The 14074-nt window shown below is 57.8% G+C and carries 19 protein-coding genes; 11 read left to right on the top strand and 8 right to left on the bottom strand.

Features of this window, described 5'->3' with window-relative positions; genetic code table 11:
* Positions 1-57 precede the first annotated feature (57 nt).
* Positions 58-1017, top strand: a complete 960-nt coding sequence (locus ACF6ZU_RS25265; RefSeq protein ID WP_392893925.1) for an AraC family transcriptional regulator — start codon at positions 58-60, stop codon at positions 1015-1017.
* A 32-nt stretch (positions 1018-1049) separates the two neighbouring features.
* Here the strand turns inward: ACF6ZU_RS25265 and ACF6ZU_RS25270 are convergent, their stop codons facing one another.
* The 4 genes from ACF6ZU_RS25270 to ACF6ZU_RS25285 are packed head-to-tail and all read right to left on the bottom strand — an operon-like array spanning position 1050 to position 3774.
* Positions 1050-1436 carry a hypothetical protein gene (locus tag ACF6ZU_RS25270; RefSeq protein ID WP_392888058.1) on the bottom strand — a complete coding sequence of 129 codons (387 nt, stop codon included), beginning with the start codon at positions 1434-1436 and terminating at the stop codon, positions 1050-1052.
* Between the two features lie 10 nt (positions 1437-1446).
* Positions 1447-1830, bottom strand: a complete 384-nt coding sequence (locus tag ACF6ZU_RS25275; protein ID WP_392888060.1) for a hypothetical protein — start codon at positions 1828-1830, stop codon at positions 1447-1449.
* Positions 1817-3292, bottom strand: a complete 1476-nt coding sequence (locus ACF6ZU_RS25280; protein ID WP_392888062.1) for a hypothetical protein — start codon at positions 3290-3292, stop codon at positions 1817-1819. Before ACF6ZU_RS25280 ends, ACF6ZU_RS25275 begins: the two co-directional genes overlap by 14 nt.
* The gene (locus ACF6ZU_RS25285; protein ID WP_392888064.1) at positions 3289-3774 is read right to left on the bottom strand and encodes an Hcp family type VI secretion system effector; all 486 of its coding nucleotides are present in this window, start codon (positions 3772-3774) and stop codon (positions 3289-3291) included. Before ACF6ZU_RS25285 ends, ACF6ZU_RS25280 begins: the two co-directional genes overlap by 4 nt.
* A gap of 181 nt (positions 3775-3955) precedes the next feature.
* Between ACF6ZU_RS25285 and benA the strand changes: the two genes are divergently transcribed.
* From benA to ACF6ZU_RS25305, 4 genes are all read left to right on the top strand, one after another.
* Positions 3956-5320, top strand: coding sequence for a benzoate 1,2-dioxygenase large subunit (gene benA / locus ACF6ZU_RS25290; protein WP_392888066.1), 1365 nt, complete (start codon positions 3956-3958; stop codon positions 5318-5320).
* Positions 5317-5805, top strand: coding sequence for a benzoate 1,2-dioxygenase small subunit (benB, locus tag ACF6ZU_RS25295; protein WP_392888069.1), 489 nt, complete (start codon positions 5317-5319; stop codon positions 5803-5805). Before benA ends, benB begins: the two co-directional genes overlap by 4 nt.
* A gap of 10 nt (positions 5806-5815) precedes the next feature.
* Positions 5816-6829, top strand: coding sequence for a benzoate 1,2-dioxygenase electron transfer component BenC (gene benC, locus ACF6ZU_RS25300; RefSeq protein ID WP_392888071.1), 1014 nt, complete (start codon positions 5816-5818; stop codon positions 6827-6829).
* A 160-nt stretch (positions 6830-6989) separates the two neighbouring features.
* Positions 6990-7763 carry a 1,6-dihydroxycyclohexa-2,4-diene-1-carboxylate dehydrogenase gene (locus ACF6ZU_RS25305; protein ID WP_392888072.1) on the top strand — a complete coding sequence of 258 codons (774 nt, stop codon included), beginning with the start codon at positions 6990-6992 and terminating at the stop codon, positions 7761-7763.
* Positions 7764-7776: 13 nt separating this feature from the next.
* Here ACF6ZU_RS25305 and ACF6ZU_RS25310 read toward each other — a convergent pair whose 3' ends face one another.
* Positions 7777-8139 (bottom strand): NUDIX hydrolase, encoded by a 363-nt coding sequence (locus ACF6ZU_RS25310; protein WP_392888073.1) that lies wholly within the window; start codon positions 8137-8139, stop codon positions 7777-7779.
* A gap of 222 nt (positions 8140-8361) precedes the next feature.
* Here ACF6ZU_RS25310 and ACF6ZU_RS25315 point away from each other — a divergent pair, with 222 nt between their 5' ends.
* A complete protein-coding gene (locus ACF6ZU_RS25315; RefSeq protein WP_392888074.1) occupies positions 8362-8547 on the top strand; it encodes an SPOR domain-containing protein in 186 nt (61 codons plus the stop codon).
* Between the two features lie 44 nt (positions 8548-8591).
* Here ACF6ZU_RS25315 and osmE read toward each other — a convergent pair whose 3' ends face one another.
* Together osmE and ACF6ZU_RS25325 are read right to left on the bottom strand one after the other, a co-directional pair.
* Positions 8592-8948, bottom strand: coding sequence for an osmotically-inducible lipoprotein OsmE (osmE, locus tag ACF6ZU_RS25320; protein WP_392888075.1), 357 nt, complete (start codon positions 8946-8948; stop codon positions 8592-8594).
* Between the two features lie 13 nt (positions 8949-8961).
* Positions 8962-9201 carry a hypothetical protein gene (locus ACF6ZU_RS25325; protein WP_392888077.1) on the bottom strand — a complete coding sequence of 80 codons (240 nt, stop codon included), beginning with the start codon at positions 9199-9201 and terminating at the stop codon, positions 8962-8964.
* Positions 9202-9372: 171 nt separating this feature from the next.
* On the opposite strand from ACF6ZU_RS25325, the gene ACF6ZU_RS25330 reads away from it, so the two are divergent.
* Both ACF6ZU_RS25330 and ACF6ZU_RS25335 read left to right on the top strand, forming a co-directional pair.
* Positions 9373-9591 (top strand): hypothetical protein, encoded by a 219-nt coding sequence (locus ACF6ZU_RS25330; protein WP_392888079.1) that lies wholly within the window; start codon positions 9373-9375, stop codon positions 9589-9591.
* Positions 9592-9645: 54 nt separating this feature from the next.
* Positions 9646-9981, top strand: a complete 336-nt coding sequence (locus ACF6ZU_RS25335; protein ID WP_392888081.1) for a hypothetical protein — start codon at positions 9646-9648, stop codon at positions 9979-9981.
* Positions 9982-9984: 3 nt separating this feature from the next.
* On the opposite strand, the gene ACF6ZU_RS25340 is transcribed toward ACF6ZU_RS25335, so the two are convergent.
* The gene (locus ACF6ZU_RS25340) at positions 9985-10548 is read right to left on the bottom strand and encodes an RrF2 family transcriptional regulator (protein WP_392888082.1); all 564 of its coding nucleotides are present in this window, start codon (positions 10546-10548) and stop codon (positions 9985-9987) included.
* Between the two features lie 262 nt (positions 10549-10810).
* On the opposite strand from ACF6ZU_RS25340, the gene ACF6ZU_RS25345 reads away from it, so the two are divergent.
* From ACF6ZU_RS25345 to ACF6ZU_RS25355, 3 genes are all read left to right on the top strand, one after another.
* The gene (locus ACF6ZU_RS25345) at positions 10811-12013 is read left to right on the top strand and encodes an NAD(P)/FAD-dependent oxidoreductase (RefSeq protein WP_392888084.1); all 1203 of its coding nucleotides are present in this window, start codon (positions 10811-10813) and stop codon (positions 12011-12013) included.
* Positions 12014-12195: 182 nt separating this feature from the next.
* Positions 12196-13485, top strand: coding sequence for an NAD(P)/FAD-dependent oxidoreductase (locus ACF6ZU_RS25350; protein ID WP_392888085.1), 1290 nt, complete (start codon positions 12196-12198; stop codon positions 13483-13485).
* A gap of 26 nt (positions 13486-13511) precedes the next feature.
* Positions 13512-14066 (top strand): helix-turn-helix domain-containing protein, encoded by a 555-nt coding sequence (locus tag ACF6ZU_RS25355; RefSeq protein ID WP_392888086.1) that lies wholly within the window; start codon positions 13512-13514, stop codon positions 14064-14066.
* Positions 14067-14074: the final 8 nt, after the last annotated feature.

Here is a 14074-nt window from a genome sequence, read left to right on the forward strand (position 1 = left end):
GCAAGCACTGCCTTAGAATCACCCGACGCACCCCATAAGAACAAAGAGAGTGACCCGATCATGCAAGCGCAACTGTTAAGTCAGCGCAGCTCTGTATTCGACCACGCCGACCCGTACGCGGTGTCGGGCTACGTCAATCAGCATGTCGGCAATCACTGCATCCTGATGCCAAGGACCGGGCGGCCGCTGGCCAGTCTCAATCACCGCAAGTTCGCCAGCCTCGACCTGTGCCGCATCAGCTACGGCGGCAGCGTGCGTGTTACGTCCGGTGCGCTGGAAACCGTCTATCACCTGCAAGTGCTGCTGCGCGGCAACTGCCTGTGGCGCGGCCACGGCCAGGAACATTACTTCGCTCCCGGAGAATTGCTGCTGATCAACCCCGACGACCCGGTGGACCTGACGTACTCCGACGATTGCGAAAAATTCATACTCAAGGTCCCGACGTCGTTGCTGGAATCGGTCTGCAACGAGCAGCGCTGGCAGTATCCGGGGCAGGGCGTGCGGTTTCTGGAGAACCGTTACCAGCTCGATCAGCTGGAAGGATTTGTCGGCCTGCTGGCGATGATTTGCCAGGAGTCTGAAGCCACCGAACAGATGCCCAAGGTGCAGGAGCACTACGCACAGATCATCGTCAGCAAGATGCTCAGCCTGATGCAGAACAACGTCAGCCGCATCAGCCTTTGCTCACAGACGGCCACCTTCGAGGTCATTGCCGACTACATCGCCCGCCACCTCAAGCAAGACATCGACAGTGAAGAGCTGGCGCGCCAGGCGCGGATGAGCCTGCGTTCGTTGTACGGCCTGTTCGAGCGCAACGCGGGCACCACGCCGAAAAACTACATTCGCCAGAAACGCCTGGAGCGTATCAATGCTTGCCTGAGTGATCCGACCTGTAATGTGCGCAATGTTACGGAAGTGGCGATGGATTATGGGTTTCTGCATTTGGGGAGGTTTTCGGAGAACTATCGCAAGCAGTTTGGGGAATTGCCTTCGGATACGTTGAGGCGGCGGGATTGAGTTGTTTTTAACGGTTCGCTCATAAAAAATTTTCAAACAAGTTCTAATTCGGCAACGGCGGCCAGGCCGAACATCACAAGTAAAAGTCCCCAGCCGGTCCACTGCAGAATTATCAGCTTTCGTTTTAGATCGGCAGGAAAATTTTTCAGGTCTTCGGCGCACGCACCTCCATCGCGTAAATAGAGGCGAGGTGTAGTCATTACACCCATTATGGCGCCCAGTAAAAACATGTTTCCCCATGGCCCACCGTTTCTGAAAGGCGCTCGGATCATAACGGCGGGGCAGTTTTTCAGGTGGTTCAACATCACGTCCATTTTTGTATAGGCGAGGTGAAGTGATATTCCAATTGATATAAATGCGCCAATAAAGTCGATTAAGCCAATAGCGAGATATACGGTCTCAGCAGTACTCAGGGACATAACGGATTCTCTAATAAAACAGTCCCGATCTTCCGATCAGAACCAGAAGAGTCAATGCAGCCATCAGCCCAAGTGCACTCCAGTGCATGATGATTAACTTACGTTTAAGTGGGTTTGGAAAAAATTTTAAGTCGTCTGAACTTAGTTCGCCCCTTTTAAGATAAAACCCAGGAAAAGTAATAATTCCGGAAATACCCCCTATGAGCATGAGTTTTCCCCAAGGACCACTGTGCCTGAGCGGCACGCGAGTTCTGATGGCTGAGCTATTCTTCAAATGTTCCAAAATAAAATCCATCTTGGTGTATGCCGCATGCAGCATTACAACGATCCATATAAACATCGCGATAAGCACTGCCCCGGATGAATAGCCGATAACTGTTTCAATTCTGTTCATTTGTATTCTCATATATCAATTCCCCTACTGCTTCCCCTGCATCTCCCCCTAAAAACCCTCCAGCAAAAGATCCAGTTCCGACTACTATCAAGCCACATGCAAGTGCAGCCGTTCCTCCAGTCGGGATTGCCAAGCCCGCACATATCCAACCCACTGTTGGGCCGGTCAATATTGCTGATGCGAAAGCTCCGCCTATGATTCCTCCGGCAAACCCCCCAGCTTCGGTAAATTTCACCTTCTCACAAGCCTCCACACTCCCTTCAGCACAAACACCCTGAACCTTGATTGCTGACGCACCACCACCCACCGCTGTACCAACCCAACCACCATATTTGACGTACTTCGCCGCTTTAGAGACGGCATCAATGTGCGTGGCATAACCAGGAATCTGCCCGATAGCCCCTGCTTTTCTCCAGCGATGAACAAGGCTTTTAGTCGATATCCCCAACACGCTTTTCAGATTGGGATGATCCGGAAAACCAATGCTCTTTTTCGTAAGTTTGGTGAGCTGAGTATCCAATTGAGTCAACAAGCGTTTGCGTTCTGCGTAAAACTCAGGGGAATTCAGATGACCATTGGCTTGAAAAGTCCGGGTGTGCAAGCCATCGATGTCTCGCAGAATGTCCCTCACGTCATCCAGATTTTTGGAAAACATGGCTAGTCCGACGCTAGCCCCGAGTGACCCTTTGGAAATAAGAAACGCAATCTCGTCATAGTGCCGCGCCATGAAATCTGCCTCTTCCGAACTGAGCGGCTCCAGGGCTCTATTCACATTGCCCGCTGCTTCCATCAGCAACGCTTCTTCGAAAGTGCATAGATGATTATTCGGGTCGCTGAGAACAATCATCGTCCCGGCTTTTACCTGATCCAGATTCGGGTTCAGCGCCTTGAATTTGGCGATGACGGCGGGGGAGGCCGAGGTGAAAAGCCGGGATTGCAGTTTGTCAGCCGTCGTACTTCTGGGGACGACGTAAAAACCCGGCTCTTCTTGTGGGACTTCCGCGGGCCATTGCTCTTGAGGGAAAAACTTCAGGTCCGGAACGGGATGTGGCGAAGCGGCTGCCGCCAATGTGCGGGACGAGTTCGTGTCAGTGGACTTGAGGTTTTGCGCATGAACGAAGCGCAATAAGCGTTGCGGGTCAGGTTTTAATGACGGTTGTGTGAGCGTTGATGCCGGGATTCTTTTGACCCATTCAGTGACCGCGTCCTGAGTTGTTCGCGTAACGGTTTGCGATTGAACAAGCAGGTTGTGCTGTTCTTGCGCAAGCGCCTGCAAGCCTTGCCCTGGTGTTTGTTTGCCCTGCGCAACATCGTCGGCAATGCGCTTGGCATAAAAGGCAACTTCCCGATTGAACCGCTCACGCATCAGACCTTGAGCAAGATGGCGAGCGGCGAGCGTGCGGGCCTGTCCCATCAATTTGGTCGCCGCACTGTTAACGTCCCAATGCTCGCGAGGAATCATTCCTCTTCGCCCCAGGAGCTGTAACCGGCGGTTTTTGCCAAGTGGTGGGTCCACGTGATGTCACGGTAACGAATGGCTACCTGTTCCTGTGGCTCGGCATCGTTCTGGAAAATGGCATGAGGCACTTCAAGCGTCAGGTCGGCAATGACTCCGCCGTTGATCGAGACGGTATAAAACTTTTCCTGCATGCCAAACGGCGACACACGATAGAAGCTGATCGTGCAGTTGATTTCTTCCCGGTTTGACAGCGCTTGAGCCAGTAGTGGTGATGACTTGTCGACGGCTTTGGTAATGATGATCGGGCTGTGAGTCGATCTATTGATATTGCCGATATTGGTCATGTTGTGGCTGTAGGACAGCACCATGATCTCGTCTTTGTGTGCCGCCTGGTACTTGTTGCCAATAGAGTCCTGGGTTGAACAACCCGCTGAAATCATTCCTTGAGCTTTGCCGTTTATGGTCATGTAACCGTGATTAGCCATACAAACCACTCCTTGTAGTCAGGCCGGCAGTCTATGGCAGAAGTTGTAAGCAGTTATGTAGTCCGATTCCGAAAATGCGTTCTGCACTAAACGGATAAAGGTCTGCAGCCAGCGGATAGTCCACCCCATCCCCGCGTCCTAGCATGGTCCTGCCTGAATAAAAACAATGGAGGCGGCGGCCATGTCCCTGCGACCCGAATACCTTCACTCCCTGCTTGAAGATGACAAAGAACAGGGCATCTACCGCTGCAAGCGCGAGATGTTCACCGACCCTCGGCTGTTCGATCTCGAGATGGAACACATCTTCGAAGGCAACTGGCTGTATCTGGCGCACGAAAGCCAGATCCCCAACAAGAACGATTTCTACACCACCACCATGGGGCGCCAGTCGATCTTCATCGCGCGCAACAAGGACGGTGAACTCAACGCCTTTATCAACGCCTGCAGTCACCGTGGCGCGATGCTCTGCCGGCACAAGTCCGGCAACAAAAGTTCGTACACCTGCCCGTTCCACGGCTGGACCTTCAACAACTCCGGCAAACTGCTGAAAGTCAAAGACCCGGCAGCGGCCGGCTACCCGGCGAGCTTCAACTGCGAAGGCTCCCACGACCTGACCAAAGTCGCGCGCTTCGAATCCTATCGCGGCTTCCTGTTCGGCAGCCTCAAGGCCGATGTGGTGCCATTGGTCGAGCATTTGGGCGAGTCGGCGAAGATCATCGACATGATCGTCGACCAGTCCGCCGATGGCCTGGAAGTGCTGCGCGGTTCGTCCAGCTACATCTACGAAGGCAACTGGAAACTCACCGCCGAAAACGGCGCCGACGGTTATCACGTCAGCTCGGTGCACTGGAACTACGCCGCCACCCAGAACCAGCGCAAACAGCGCGAGGCCGGTGACAGCAACCCGACCATGAGCGCCGGCAGCTGGGCCAAGCAGGGCGGTGGTTTCTACTCGTTCGACAAGGGCCACATGCTGCTCTGGACCCGTTGGGCCAACCCCGAGGACCGTCCGCTGTACGAGCGACGCGACGAACTGGCCGAGGACTTCGGCAAGGCCCGCGCCGACTGGATGATCGAGAACTCGCGCAACCTGTGCCTGTACCCGAACGTGTACCTGATGGACCAGTTCAGCTCGCAGATCCGCATCGCCCGGCCGATCTCGGTCAACCGCACGGAAATCACCATTTACTGCATCGCCCCCAAAGGTGAGAGCGACCACGCCCGTTCGAGCCGGATTCGTCAGTACGAGGATTTCTTCAACGTCAGCGGCATGGCCACGCCGGACGATCTGGAAGAATTCCGCTCGTGCCAGACCGGTTATCAAGGCAGCGTGACCGCGTGGAACGACATGTCCCGTGGCGCCGAACACTGGATCGAAGGCGCCGACGACGCCGCGAAAGAAATCGACCTGCACCCGTTGCTCAGCGGTGTGCGCACCGAGGACGAAGGCCTGTTCGTGCTGCAACACAAGTATTGGCAGCAGACGATGCTCAAGGCGCTGGCCGTTGAGCAATCCGGCCTGATTGCTGTGGAGGCCGTGCAATGACTATCACTTATGACGGTGTGCGCGACTTTCTCTACCGCGAAGCACGCTACCTCGATGATCGCCAGTGGGATGAATGGCTGGAGTTGTATGCGCCGGACGCGACGTTCTGGATGCCGTCCTGGGACGACAACGACGAGCTGACCGAAGACCCGCAGCGGGAAATCTCGCTGATCTGGTACGGCAACCGCACCGGCCTCGAAGACCGCATCTTCCGGATCAAGACCGAACGTTCCAGCGCCACCGTGCCGGACACCCGCACCTCCCACAACCTCAGCAACATCGAGCTGCTGGAACAGGCGGACGGCCTGTGCAAGGTGCGCTTCAACTGGCACACCCTGAGCTTTCGCTACAAGACCGTCGACAGCTATTTCGGCAGCAGTTTCTACACCCTCGATGTGCGCGGTGAAAACCCGTTGATCAAGGCCAAGAAAGTGATCCTGAAGAACGACTACGTTCGTCAGGTCATCGATGTTTACCACCTCTGAGGCGGCCGTCATGACCCATTCCATTGCGTTCAATTTCGAAGACGGCGTCACCCGGTTCATCGACGCCAATGCCGGCGAAACCGTGGCCGATGCCGCGTATCGCCAAGGCATCAACATCCCGCTGGATTGCCGCGACGGCGCCTGCGGCACCTGCAAGTGTTTCGCCGAAGCGGGCCGTTATGACCTCGGCGAGGACTACATCGAAGACGCCCTGAGCGCCGACGAAGCCGAGCAGGGTTTTGTCCTGACTTGCCAGATGCGCGCCCAGAGCGATTGCGTGGTGCGCGTGCCGGCCTCTTCCCAGGTGTGCCGCACGCAGCAGGCCAGTTTTGAGGCGACCATCAGCGAGGTGCGCCAGTTGTCCGACAGCACCATCGCGCTGTCGATCAGGGGCGAATCCCTGAGCAGGCTGGCGTTCCTGCCGGGGCAATACGTGAACCTCGGGATCCCCGGCAGTGAGCAGACCCGCGCCTATTCGTTCAGCTCGCTGCAGCGGGACGGCGAGGTCAGCTTCCTGATCCGCAACGTACCGGGTGGCCTGATGAGCAGCTTCCTCACCGGCATGGCCAAGGCCGGGGACAGCATGAGCCTGGCCGGGCCTTTGGGCAGTTTCTATTTGCGCGAGATTCGTCGGCCGCTATTGTTGCTGGCCGGTGGCACGGGGCTGGCGCCGTTCACGGCGATGCTGGAGAAAATCGCCGAGCAGGGCAGTGAATATCCGCTGCATCTGATCTACGGCGTGACCCATGATTTGGACCTGGTGGAAATGGACCGGCTCGAAGCCTTTGCCGCGCGCATCCCGAATTTCAGCTTCAGCGCCTGCGTCGCCAGCCCCGACAGCCAGCACCCGCTCAAGGGCTACGTGACCCAGCACATCGAGCCCAAGCATTTGAACGAGGGCGACGTCGACGTCTACCTGTGCGGCCCGCCGCCGATGGTCGAGGCAGTGAGCCAGTTCATTCGCGAGCAGGGCATCAGCCCGGCGAACTTCTACTACGAAAAATTCGCTGCCAGCGCGGCGTGAACCTGTGAATACGCACTCCCTGTAGGAGCTGGCTTGCCGGCGATGGTCGTCAACGATAACGCATGCTTACAGAATGAGCGCGGCGCCTTTGAGTCCATCGCCGGCAAGCCGGCTCCTACAAGGTTGCGAGGGTGTGACAGCGATTTTCAATGAGGTACATATGAACAGATTTCACGAAAAAGTCGCGTTGATCACCGGCGCCGCCCAAGGCATCGGCCGGCGTGTCGCTGAGCGCATGGCAGCGGAAGGGGCGCGGTTGATTCTGGTCGATCGCTCGGATCTGGTATTTGAAGTGCAGCAGCAATTGGCTCAACACAGCCAGGTCCTGGCGCTGACTGCCGACCTTGAGCAATACGACGAATGCGCCCGCGTCATGCAAACCGCAGCCGAGCGGTTCGGACGTCTGGACATTCTGATCAACAATGTCGGCGGGACGATCTGGGCCAAGCCATTCGAGCATTACCAAGCGCAGCAGATCGAGGCGGAAGTCCGCCGTTCACTGTTCCCGACGCTATGGTGCTGCCATGCGGCGCTGCCCATCATGCTGGAGCAGGGCAGTGGTGCGATCGTCAACGTGTCGTCCATCGCAACGCGCAGCATCAATCGCGTGCCGTACGGTGCGGCGAAGGGCGGGGTGAATGCGTTGACTGCATGCCTGGCCTTCGAAACCGCCGGCCGTGGTGTACGGGTCAATGCGACGGCGCCCGGTGGCACTGAAGCGCCGCCGCGTGTAATCCCGCGCAACAGTGCCAATCAAAGCGCCGAGGAAAAGGTGTGGTATCAGCAGATCGTCGACCAGACCCTCGACAGCAGCCTGATGAAACGCTACGGCACGCTGGATGAGCAAGCCGGCGCCATCCTGTTCCTGGCGAGCGACGAAGCGTCCTACATCACGGGCATGATCATGCCGGTAGGTGGTGGCGATCAGGGCTGACAAACGTTGAAGATTACAGGCGACGCTGAAACGCCCTGACGATTCTGACTGTGGCGTCGCTGGTGTTCAGGTTGTGCACCGACTCCAGCGGAAACCACATGCAATCGAAGATTTCATTTTGTGGTCGGGGCTCGTTGGAGTTCAGAACTGATGCCTCGTAGACGTGGTGCCGGGTTCCGCCCGACTCCAGCTCCATCAAGTACAGCAAATCGTCGGCGCCCAGTCCCGTCTCTTCCCACAATTCGCGCTGGGCCGCGGCCGCGATGGTTTCACCGCGCTCGACCTTTCCGCCGGGCAGCGTCCAGCGACACTTGGGCTTACGCACCAGGAGAACGTGGCGGTCCTGCTCGCAAATAACGGTTGCGCGTACTTTCATGTGTTACCTGATTGCTCGATGTCATAAAACAGTAACAAAAATGCAATATTCAGGCCGCAGCCCGGTTTTGCGGGCTTATGGGTGATTGGAGGCATCCGGAGGGCAGAAAGTGCAACCGAATGGCGGAATCCTGTCGCGACGTCTGGTCGGCACCTTGGCGAAGGGTGGGTGTAAGGTAGGCGAGTCAATCCTGGATATCCGTACCGAAAATGGAGGTAGCTTATGAGCGTTCCGATGCTGAATAAGATGCACATGAACGGTTATGACGTACTCAGCGTGAACAACGGCCCCTGGCGTGTGTGCACCAAAGGTGACCGGCTTGGGGCTTTTGACAGCAGGGAAGAGGCACTGGCGTTCGCGGCGTCTCTCCCCGGCTTCAGATCCCGGGCGAAAAGGCCGGATAAATAAGACGCGCTTGAAGCCCCGGTTTTTCCGGGGCTTTTCATTGGGGCTCAGTAACCGCCGCCCCCGCCCGAGGAGTGTGAAGTTTCCCTGGATTTTTGTTGTGCGCGGCTCCATTCCGCGCAGGTCAGGAAGCTTGTGTGGTCGACCTTGCCCTTGTCATCGAAACTGACGTTGTAAGGCTGTTGGTGACCGGCTTTCGTCAGTTTGTAGTCAAAGCACGTGCCGGGCACTACGGTACGGTCGCTGATTGACAGAGGCTGACCTCCAATCTGCTGGACCTGATCCTTGGTCATGCCCGTCTCCACCTTCGCGACTAACGGCAGGTCGCCATAGAGACGTGATTCAGTGCTGCAGCCGCCCGTCGCTGCCAGTACGACAACCAGCGCGCATAAAGGCTTGTTCATGGCCGCGCTCCCGTCAGTGAGCCTTGTTTCGACTGATCGCCTTGGCCTTCACTTCCTCGGCATAGCCCGCGAGCCGTTGTTCATCGCCCTGAAACAGATCGCACAACCGCAGCACGGCCTGTGCATCCACATCATTGCCAGCCTGGCGTAATTGTTCGGCCAGGCGCAGAAGCTCCACGGCTGACCATCTCAGGTCCGACGCAACGCTTTGCAGGTCCCGCCGAAGTTCATTTTCAGATTCGTTAAGCCACATGACGACCTCCTGAACATTCTCCGCCAAGAAATTTTAGTCCCGATTCCTGATACACGGCGTTTAGTTCGTCCGAACAGCCGGCCAAGCCTTTTGTCGGGAAGTTTCGTGCGAATGAGCAGATCTGATGTCGTAGTGAGGTGGTGAATTTTCGCTAGGGCGAGGCAACTTGAAATGACGACGACCGATGACTTTCGATTTCACGCGCATGAGCTGATCGTCGATCTGGACGCGGCGACGGCGGAAATGATGAAGCTGATTTCTGCGCATCAGTTGAATGGGCCGGAATGGGAGCGGGTCACTCAATGGCAGCATGCGGCCTATGAAAGATGGACGACTTATCTGAACGAGCGGTCCTACCCGGACCCTGGCGAAAACAACCCCAATCCCTGAAGCAATCTGTATGACCTCGGGCTACATTTCTATTTTTCAAATCAAGGATGCGTCATGCGGACATTGGTCGCAGGAGTCGTGGTGATGTTACTGGCGGGTTGTTCATTGCCCGCGTCGCTGGTGCCGGGTGAACCGAATGTCAGCAAATACAGTGAAAAGCCGCCGAAAGAGTATGCCGCGTGCGTGCTGCCGGCCTGGCAGCAACAGGTTTCCGGCACGACTCAGACGGGGATCTCCAATGGCTACAGGATCACCGCACCCAGCATCATCACGGCCGATGAAATCCTCGATATCGTGAAATCCAAGGACGGCAGCCGGGTATCGCTTTATCAGGGGCCGCCGTGGGCCAAATCCGGTGCTTTGCGCGAGGCCGTGCGGGACTGCCTGTAAGGCTTAGTCAGTGATGTCGGTGACCGGGATAGTCTGCTCTTCAGAGGCGATGGCAGCACTTTTCTTTTCCCGACGATCATTCATCCAGCTGTCCACCTGTGCACTGAACTCGGCCGGCGCCTTGCGGCCCACTCGCCTGGCAAGATCAAGAATGGTCTGTTGGGCGAGTGCCTCTTCCATGCGTTTTTGCGCAGTCATCATCACGGCGTGCACCGAGCAATAACCTGACAGCGCCCAGTCAGGCGCTTCGCCTTCGAACAGGGCGCAGCGCCCGCGAATATCACGGCAATCGAAAATCAGCTTCTGTCCATCGATGGCATTGACGATATCGAGCACGCTGATTTCGTCGGAAGGTCGCGCCAGTTTGAACCCGCCGCGCACGCCCTCAGTGGCCACCACCAGTTTCGCCTTGGCCAGTTTGGTGAAAATCTTCGCCAGGTAGTCTTGCGGTACGCCTTGCAGCTCCGCCAGGTCGCGCACGCTCGCTTCGCGGGTGTCGCCGCAATTGCCTACCAGGAAAATCAGGCAATGAATGCCGTACTCAACGCCTGCGCTGTAAAGAGACATTGTTATCTCCGACTAATGTTGTCGTAAATCTTAGCAGCTAGGCGTCAGTCAGACAACGCGCCCCGTCGGCGCGATTCGGCCCTTGCTCGCCGCATTAGCAGGGTGGTGCCGCAGGGTGGAATCGAATGTGTCGATAGCAGCCATCGGTAAAAACCTGTTGCGCCGATTAACTAGGATCAATATAGTCGTAGTTGTTCGGTCGGCGCTGACAAGCGCACGGCCCCTGACGAATTCATTGATCGGCCTTCTCGTGGAGTTAAAAATGAAACAGCACATCCTGGTAATCGGCGCAGGTTTCGGTGGCATGTGGACGGCTCTGAGCGCCACGCGCCTGTTTGACATTCATGGTCACAGCAACGTCGAAGTCACCGTCCTGGCCCCACAGGCCGAGCTGCGCGTACGCCCACGCTTCTATGAGCCGAACGCACATCAACTGGCCGCCCCGATTGGTGAGCTGTTCGAAGCCGTCGGCGTGAACTTCATCAAGGGCGCTGCGGAAACCATCGACGTCGAACAAAAAACTGTCGGCTACATTGATGCGTCGGGCGCCAAACAAGTGTGCAGCTACGACAAACTCGTTCTGGCTACGGGTAGCCGTCTCGCCATTCCAGCCACTGCCGGCGTGGTTGAGCATGCCTTCGATGTCGACCAGATCGAGCAGGCCGTACGTTTGGAAAACCACCTCAAATCCTTGGTGAACCTGCCTGAAAGCAAGGCGCGTAACACCGTGGTCGTAGCGGGCGGCGGCTTCACCGGGATTGAAACGGCGACCGAGATGACCGCACGTCTGCATGCCATCCTCGGCGACGACGCTGAAGTCGAGGTCATCATCGTGGACCGTGGTGACAAAATCGGCGGGTCGATGGGGGCGGAAATCGCCAAGTCGATCGAAGAAGCCAGTATCGCGACCGGCGTGAAATGGCATTTGAAGGCTTCCGTGCTTTCCGTTGATGCCGACGGCGTCACCCTGAGCGACGGCCAGCGTATCGAGGCGAAAACCGTGGTCTGGACCACCGGTGTGCGCGCCAGCTCGCTGACCGAACAGATCCCGGCCGAACGCGATCACCTTGGCCGCCTGCACGTGGACAGCCACCTGAAAGTCATCGGTCAGGACGATATCTTCGCCACCGGCGATGTGGCCTACGCCGCGTCCGACGACATCGGCAACTACGCATTGATGACCTGCCAGCACGCCATCATGTTGGGTCGTTACGCCGGCAACAACGTGGCCGCGCAGATCCTCGGCGTGGACCCGACGCCCTACAGCCAACCCAAATACGTGACCTGCCTTGACCTGGGTGCCTGGGGCGCGGTGTACACCGAAGGTTGGGATCGTCAGGTCAAGCTGGTGAAACAGGAAGGCAAGAACCTGAAGACACAGATCAACACCGTGTGGATCTACCCGCCGGCAGCTGACCGTGCAACCGCTTGGGCTGCCGCTGATCCGCTGATCCCTATCGCCTGATTACGATCAGCACATCACCTGAACCCCTGTAGGAGCGAGCCGGCTCGCGATGGAGTGTCAGCCGTAAAGGGTTGGCTGACACACCATCGCGAGCAAGCTCGCTCCTACGGGGTTCTTGCGTTGGTGAAATAATGTGTGTATTTTTTCATGAAATTTTAATAATAAAATTTCATGAGGCCCGCATGTTCCAGCAATCCACTCGACACGTCGCCAGCTACTACGCCCACAGCTGTGCTGATCGCCTGGTAGATCGTGCCGCCCTTGAAGGCGAGCAGGACACGGATGTCGTGATCATCGGCGCGGGCTTCAGTGGCTTGCACACCGCGTTGCGCCTGGCCTTGGCCGGCAAGCGTGTGATGTTGCTGGAAGCCAGTCGGGTGGCATGGGCCGCATCCGGGCGCAACGGCGGTCAAGCCATTCTCGGTTGGTCATGCGACATGCCGCCGCTGGAGGCGGCGCTGGGTTACGAACGCGCTCGGCGGATGTGGGACGGCATGCGCTGGGCTGCACAGGAATTGCGCGCGTTACCCGGTCGCCATGATTTCGATTGCGACTATCGGGCCGGTCATCTCTGGACCTCGGTGCTGCCGCGTCGCGTCGGTCTGCTGACCGAATGGCAACACGAAGCCAGTCACAAATGGGGCCACGACGCTCTGCAATTCATTCCTCGCGAGCAGTTGCCACAGTGGGTCGCCAGTGATCGCTATCAGGCCGGCCTGTTCGATCCGGAAGGCGGGCACCTCAATCCGCTGAAACTGGCCCTCGGCCTGGCCGCCGCCATCGAGCGCGCCGGCGGGCGTATCCATGAACAGAGCAAGGCGCTGAGCTATCGCGAAGAGGGCGGCCGCTACGTGGTCACCACCGAACGCGGGCGTATCCGTGCCGATGTGCTGGTACTGGCGTGCAACGCTTATCTGGATCGGCTCGACCCAAAACTGTCGAGCTGTGTGTTGCCGGTCGGCACCTATCAGGTCGCCACCGCGCCGCTGTCGGAAGAGCAGGCCACTGCGTTGCTGCCGAGCAATGTCTGCGTCACCGACAATCAATTCGTTCTCGATTACTTCCGCCGCACCCCGGATAACCGGCTGCTGTTCGGCGGTGGGTGCACCTACCTGGGGGGCATGCCGAAGGACATCGCCGCCGCGACCCGACCGTTTCTTCAGCGGGTGTTCCCTCAGCTCAAGGGCGTTGAGCTGGAATTCGCCTGGGGCGGGCACATCGACCTTACTCTCAAGCGCACGCCGGACATCGGTCGGCGCGGCGATCTCTACTGGCTGCAGGGCTATTCCGGCCACGGCGTCTTGCCGACCCTCGCCGGGGCTCGCGCGGTGTCCGATGCGATACTCGGTCAGCCGGATGAACTGGGCTTGTACCAAGGGTTGGTCAACGGCACTTTTCCCGGCGGCAAATACATGGCAGCGCCCCTGGAAGCCATCGGCAAGGCCTGGTATCGGTTGCGCGACAGCCTTTGAATCGCACATTTTCTGGAAGCTTTCAGATGGACATGCAAGAAGAAATCACCGCGTTGGCGATCCTGATTCAGGACCTGCGCAAGCACAAGAAATACACCCTCAAGGAGCTGGCGGACAAAATCGGTCGCTCGGTCGGTTTTCTCTCGCAAGTCGAACGCGGACTGTCGCGCCCGACGGTAGCCGACCTGACCGCCATCAGCGAAACCCTCGGCGTGCCGACCACCTACTTCTATAGCCTGCCCAAGCCGATGGCCCTGCCATGGGTGACCCGGCCGGACGAGCGCCGCACGCTGTATTACGCCGACGGCATCACCGACATCCTCGTCTCGCCAAAAATGCGCGCGTCGTTCTCGATGCTTGAAAGCCAGCTCGAACCCGGCGCCAGCAGCGGCGACCGGCACATGAACGACAGCTCGGAGCAGGGCGGTTATGTGCTGGAAGGGCAACTGACACTTTGGCTGGACGACGATCAACCGGTCACCCTCGGGCCCGGTGACAGCTTTCAGCTCGCCAGCCATACCCATTGCCGCTACGGCAATCTCTCCGATCAACTCACCCGGGTGCTCTGGGTCTACACCTGATAAAAACA

Source organism: Pseudomonas migulae, from assembly GCF_043225285.1.
Lineage (GTDB): Bacteria > Pseudomonadota > Gammaproteobacteria > Pseudomonadales > Pseudomonadaceae > Aquipseudomonas > Aquipseudomonas migulae_C.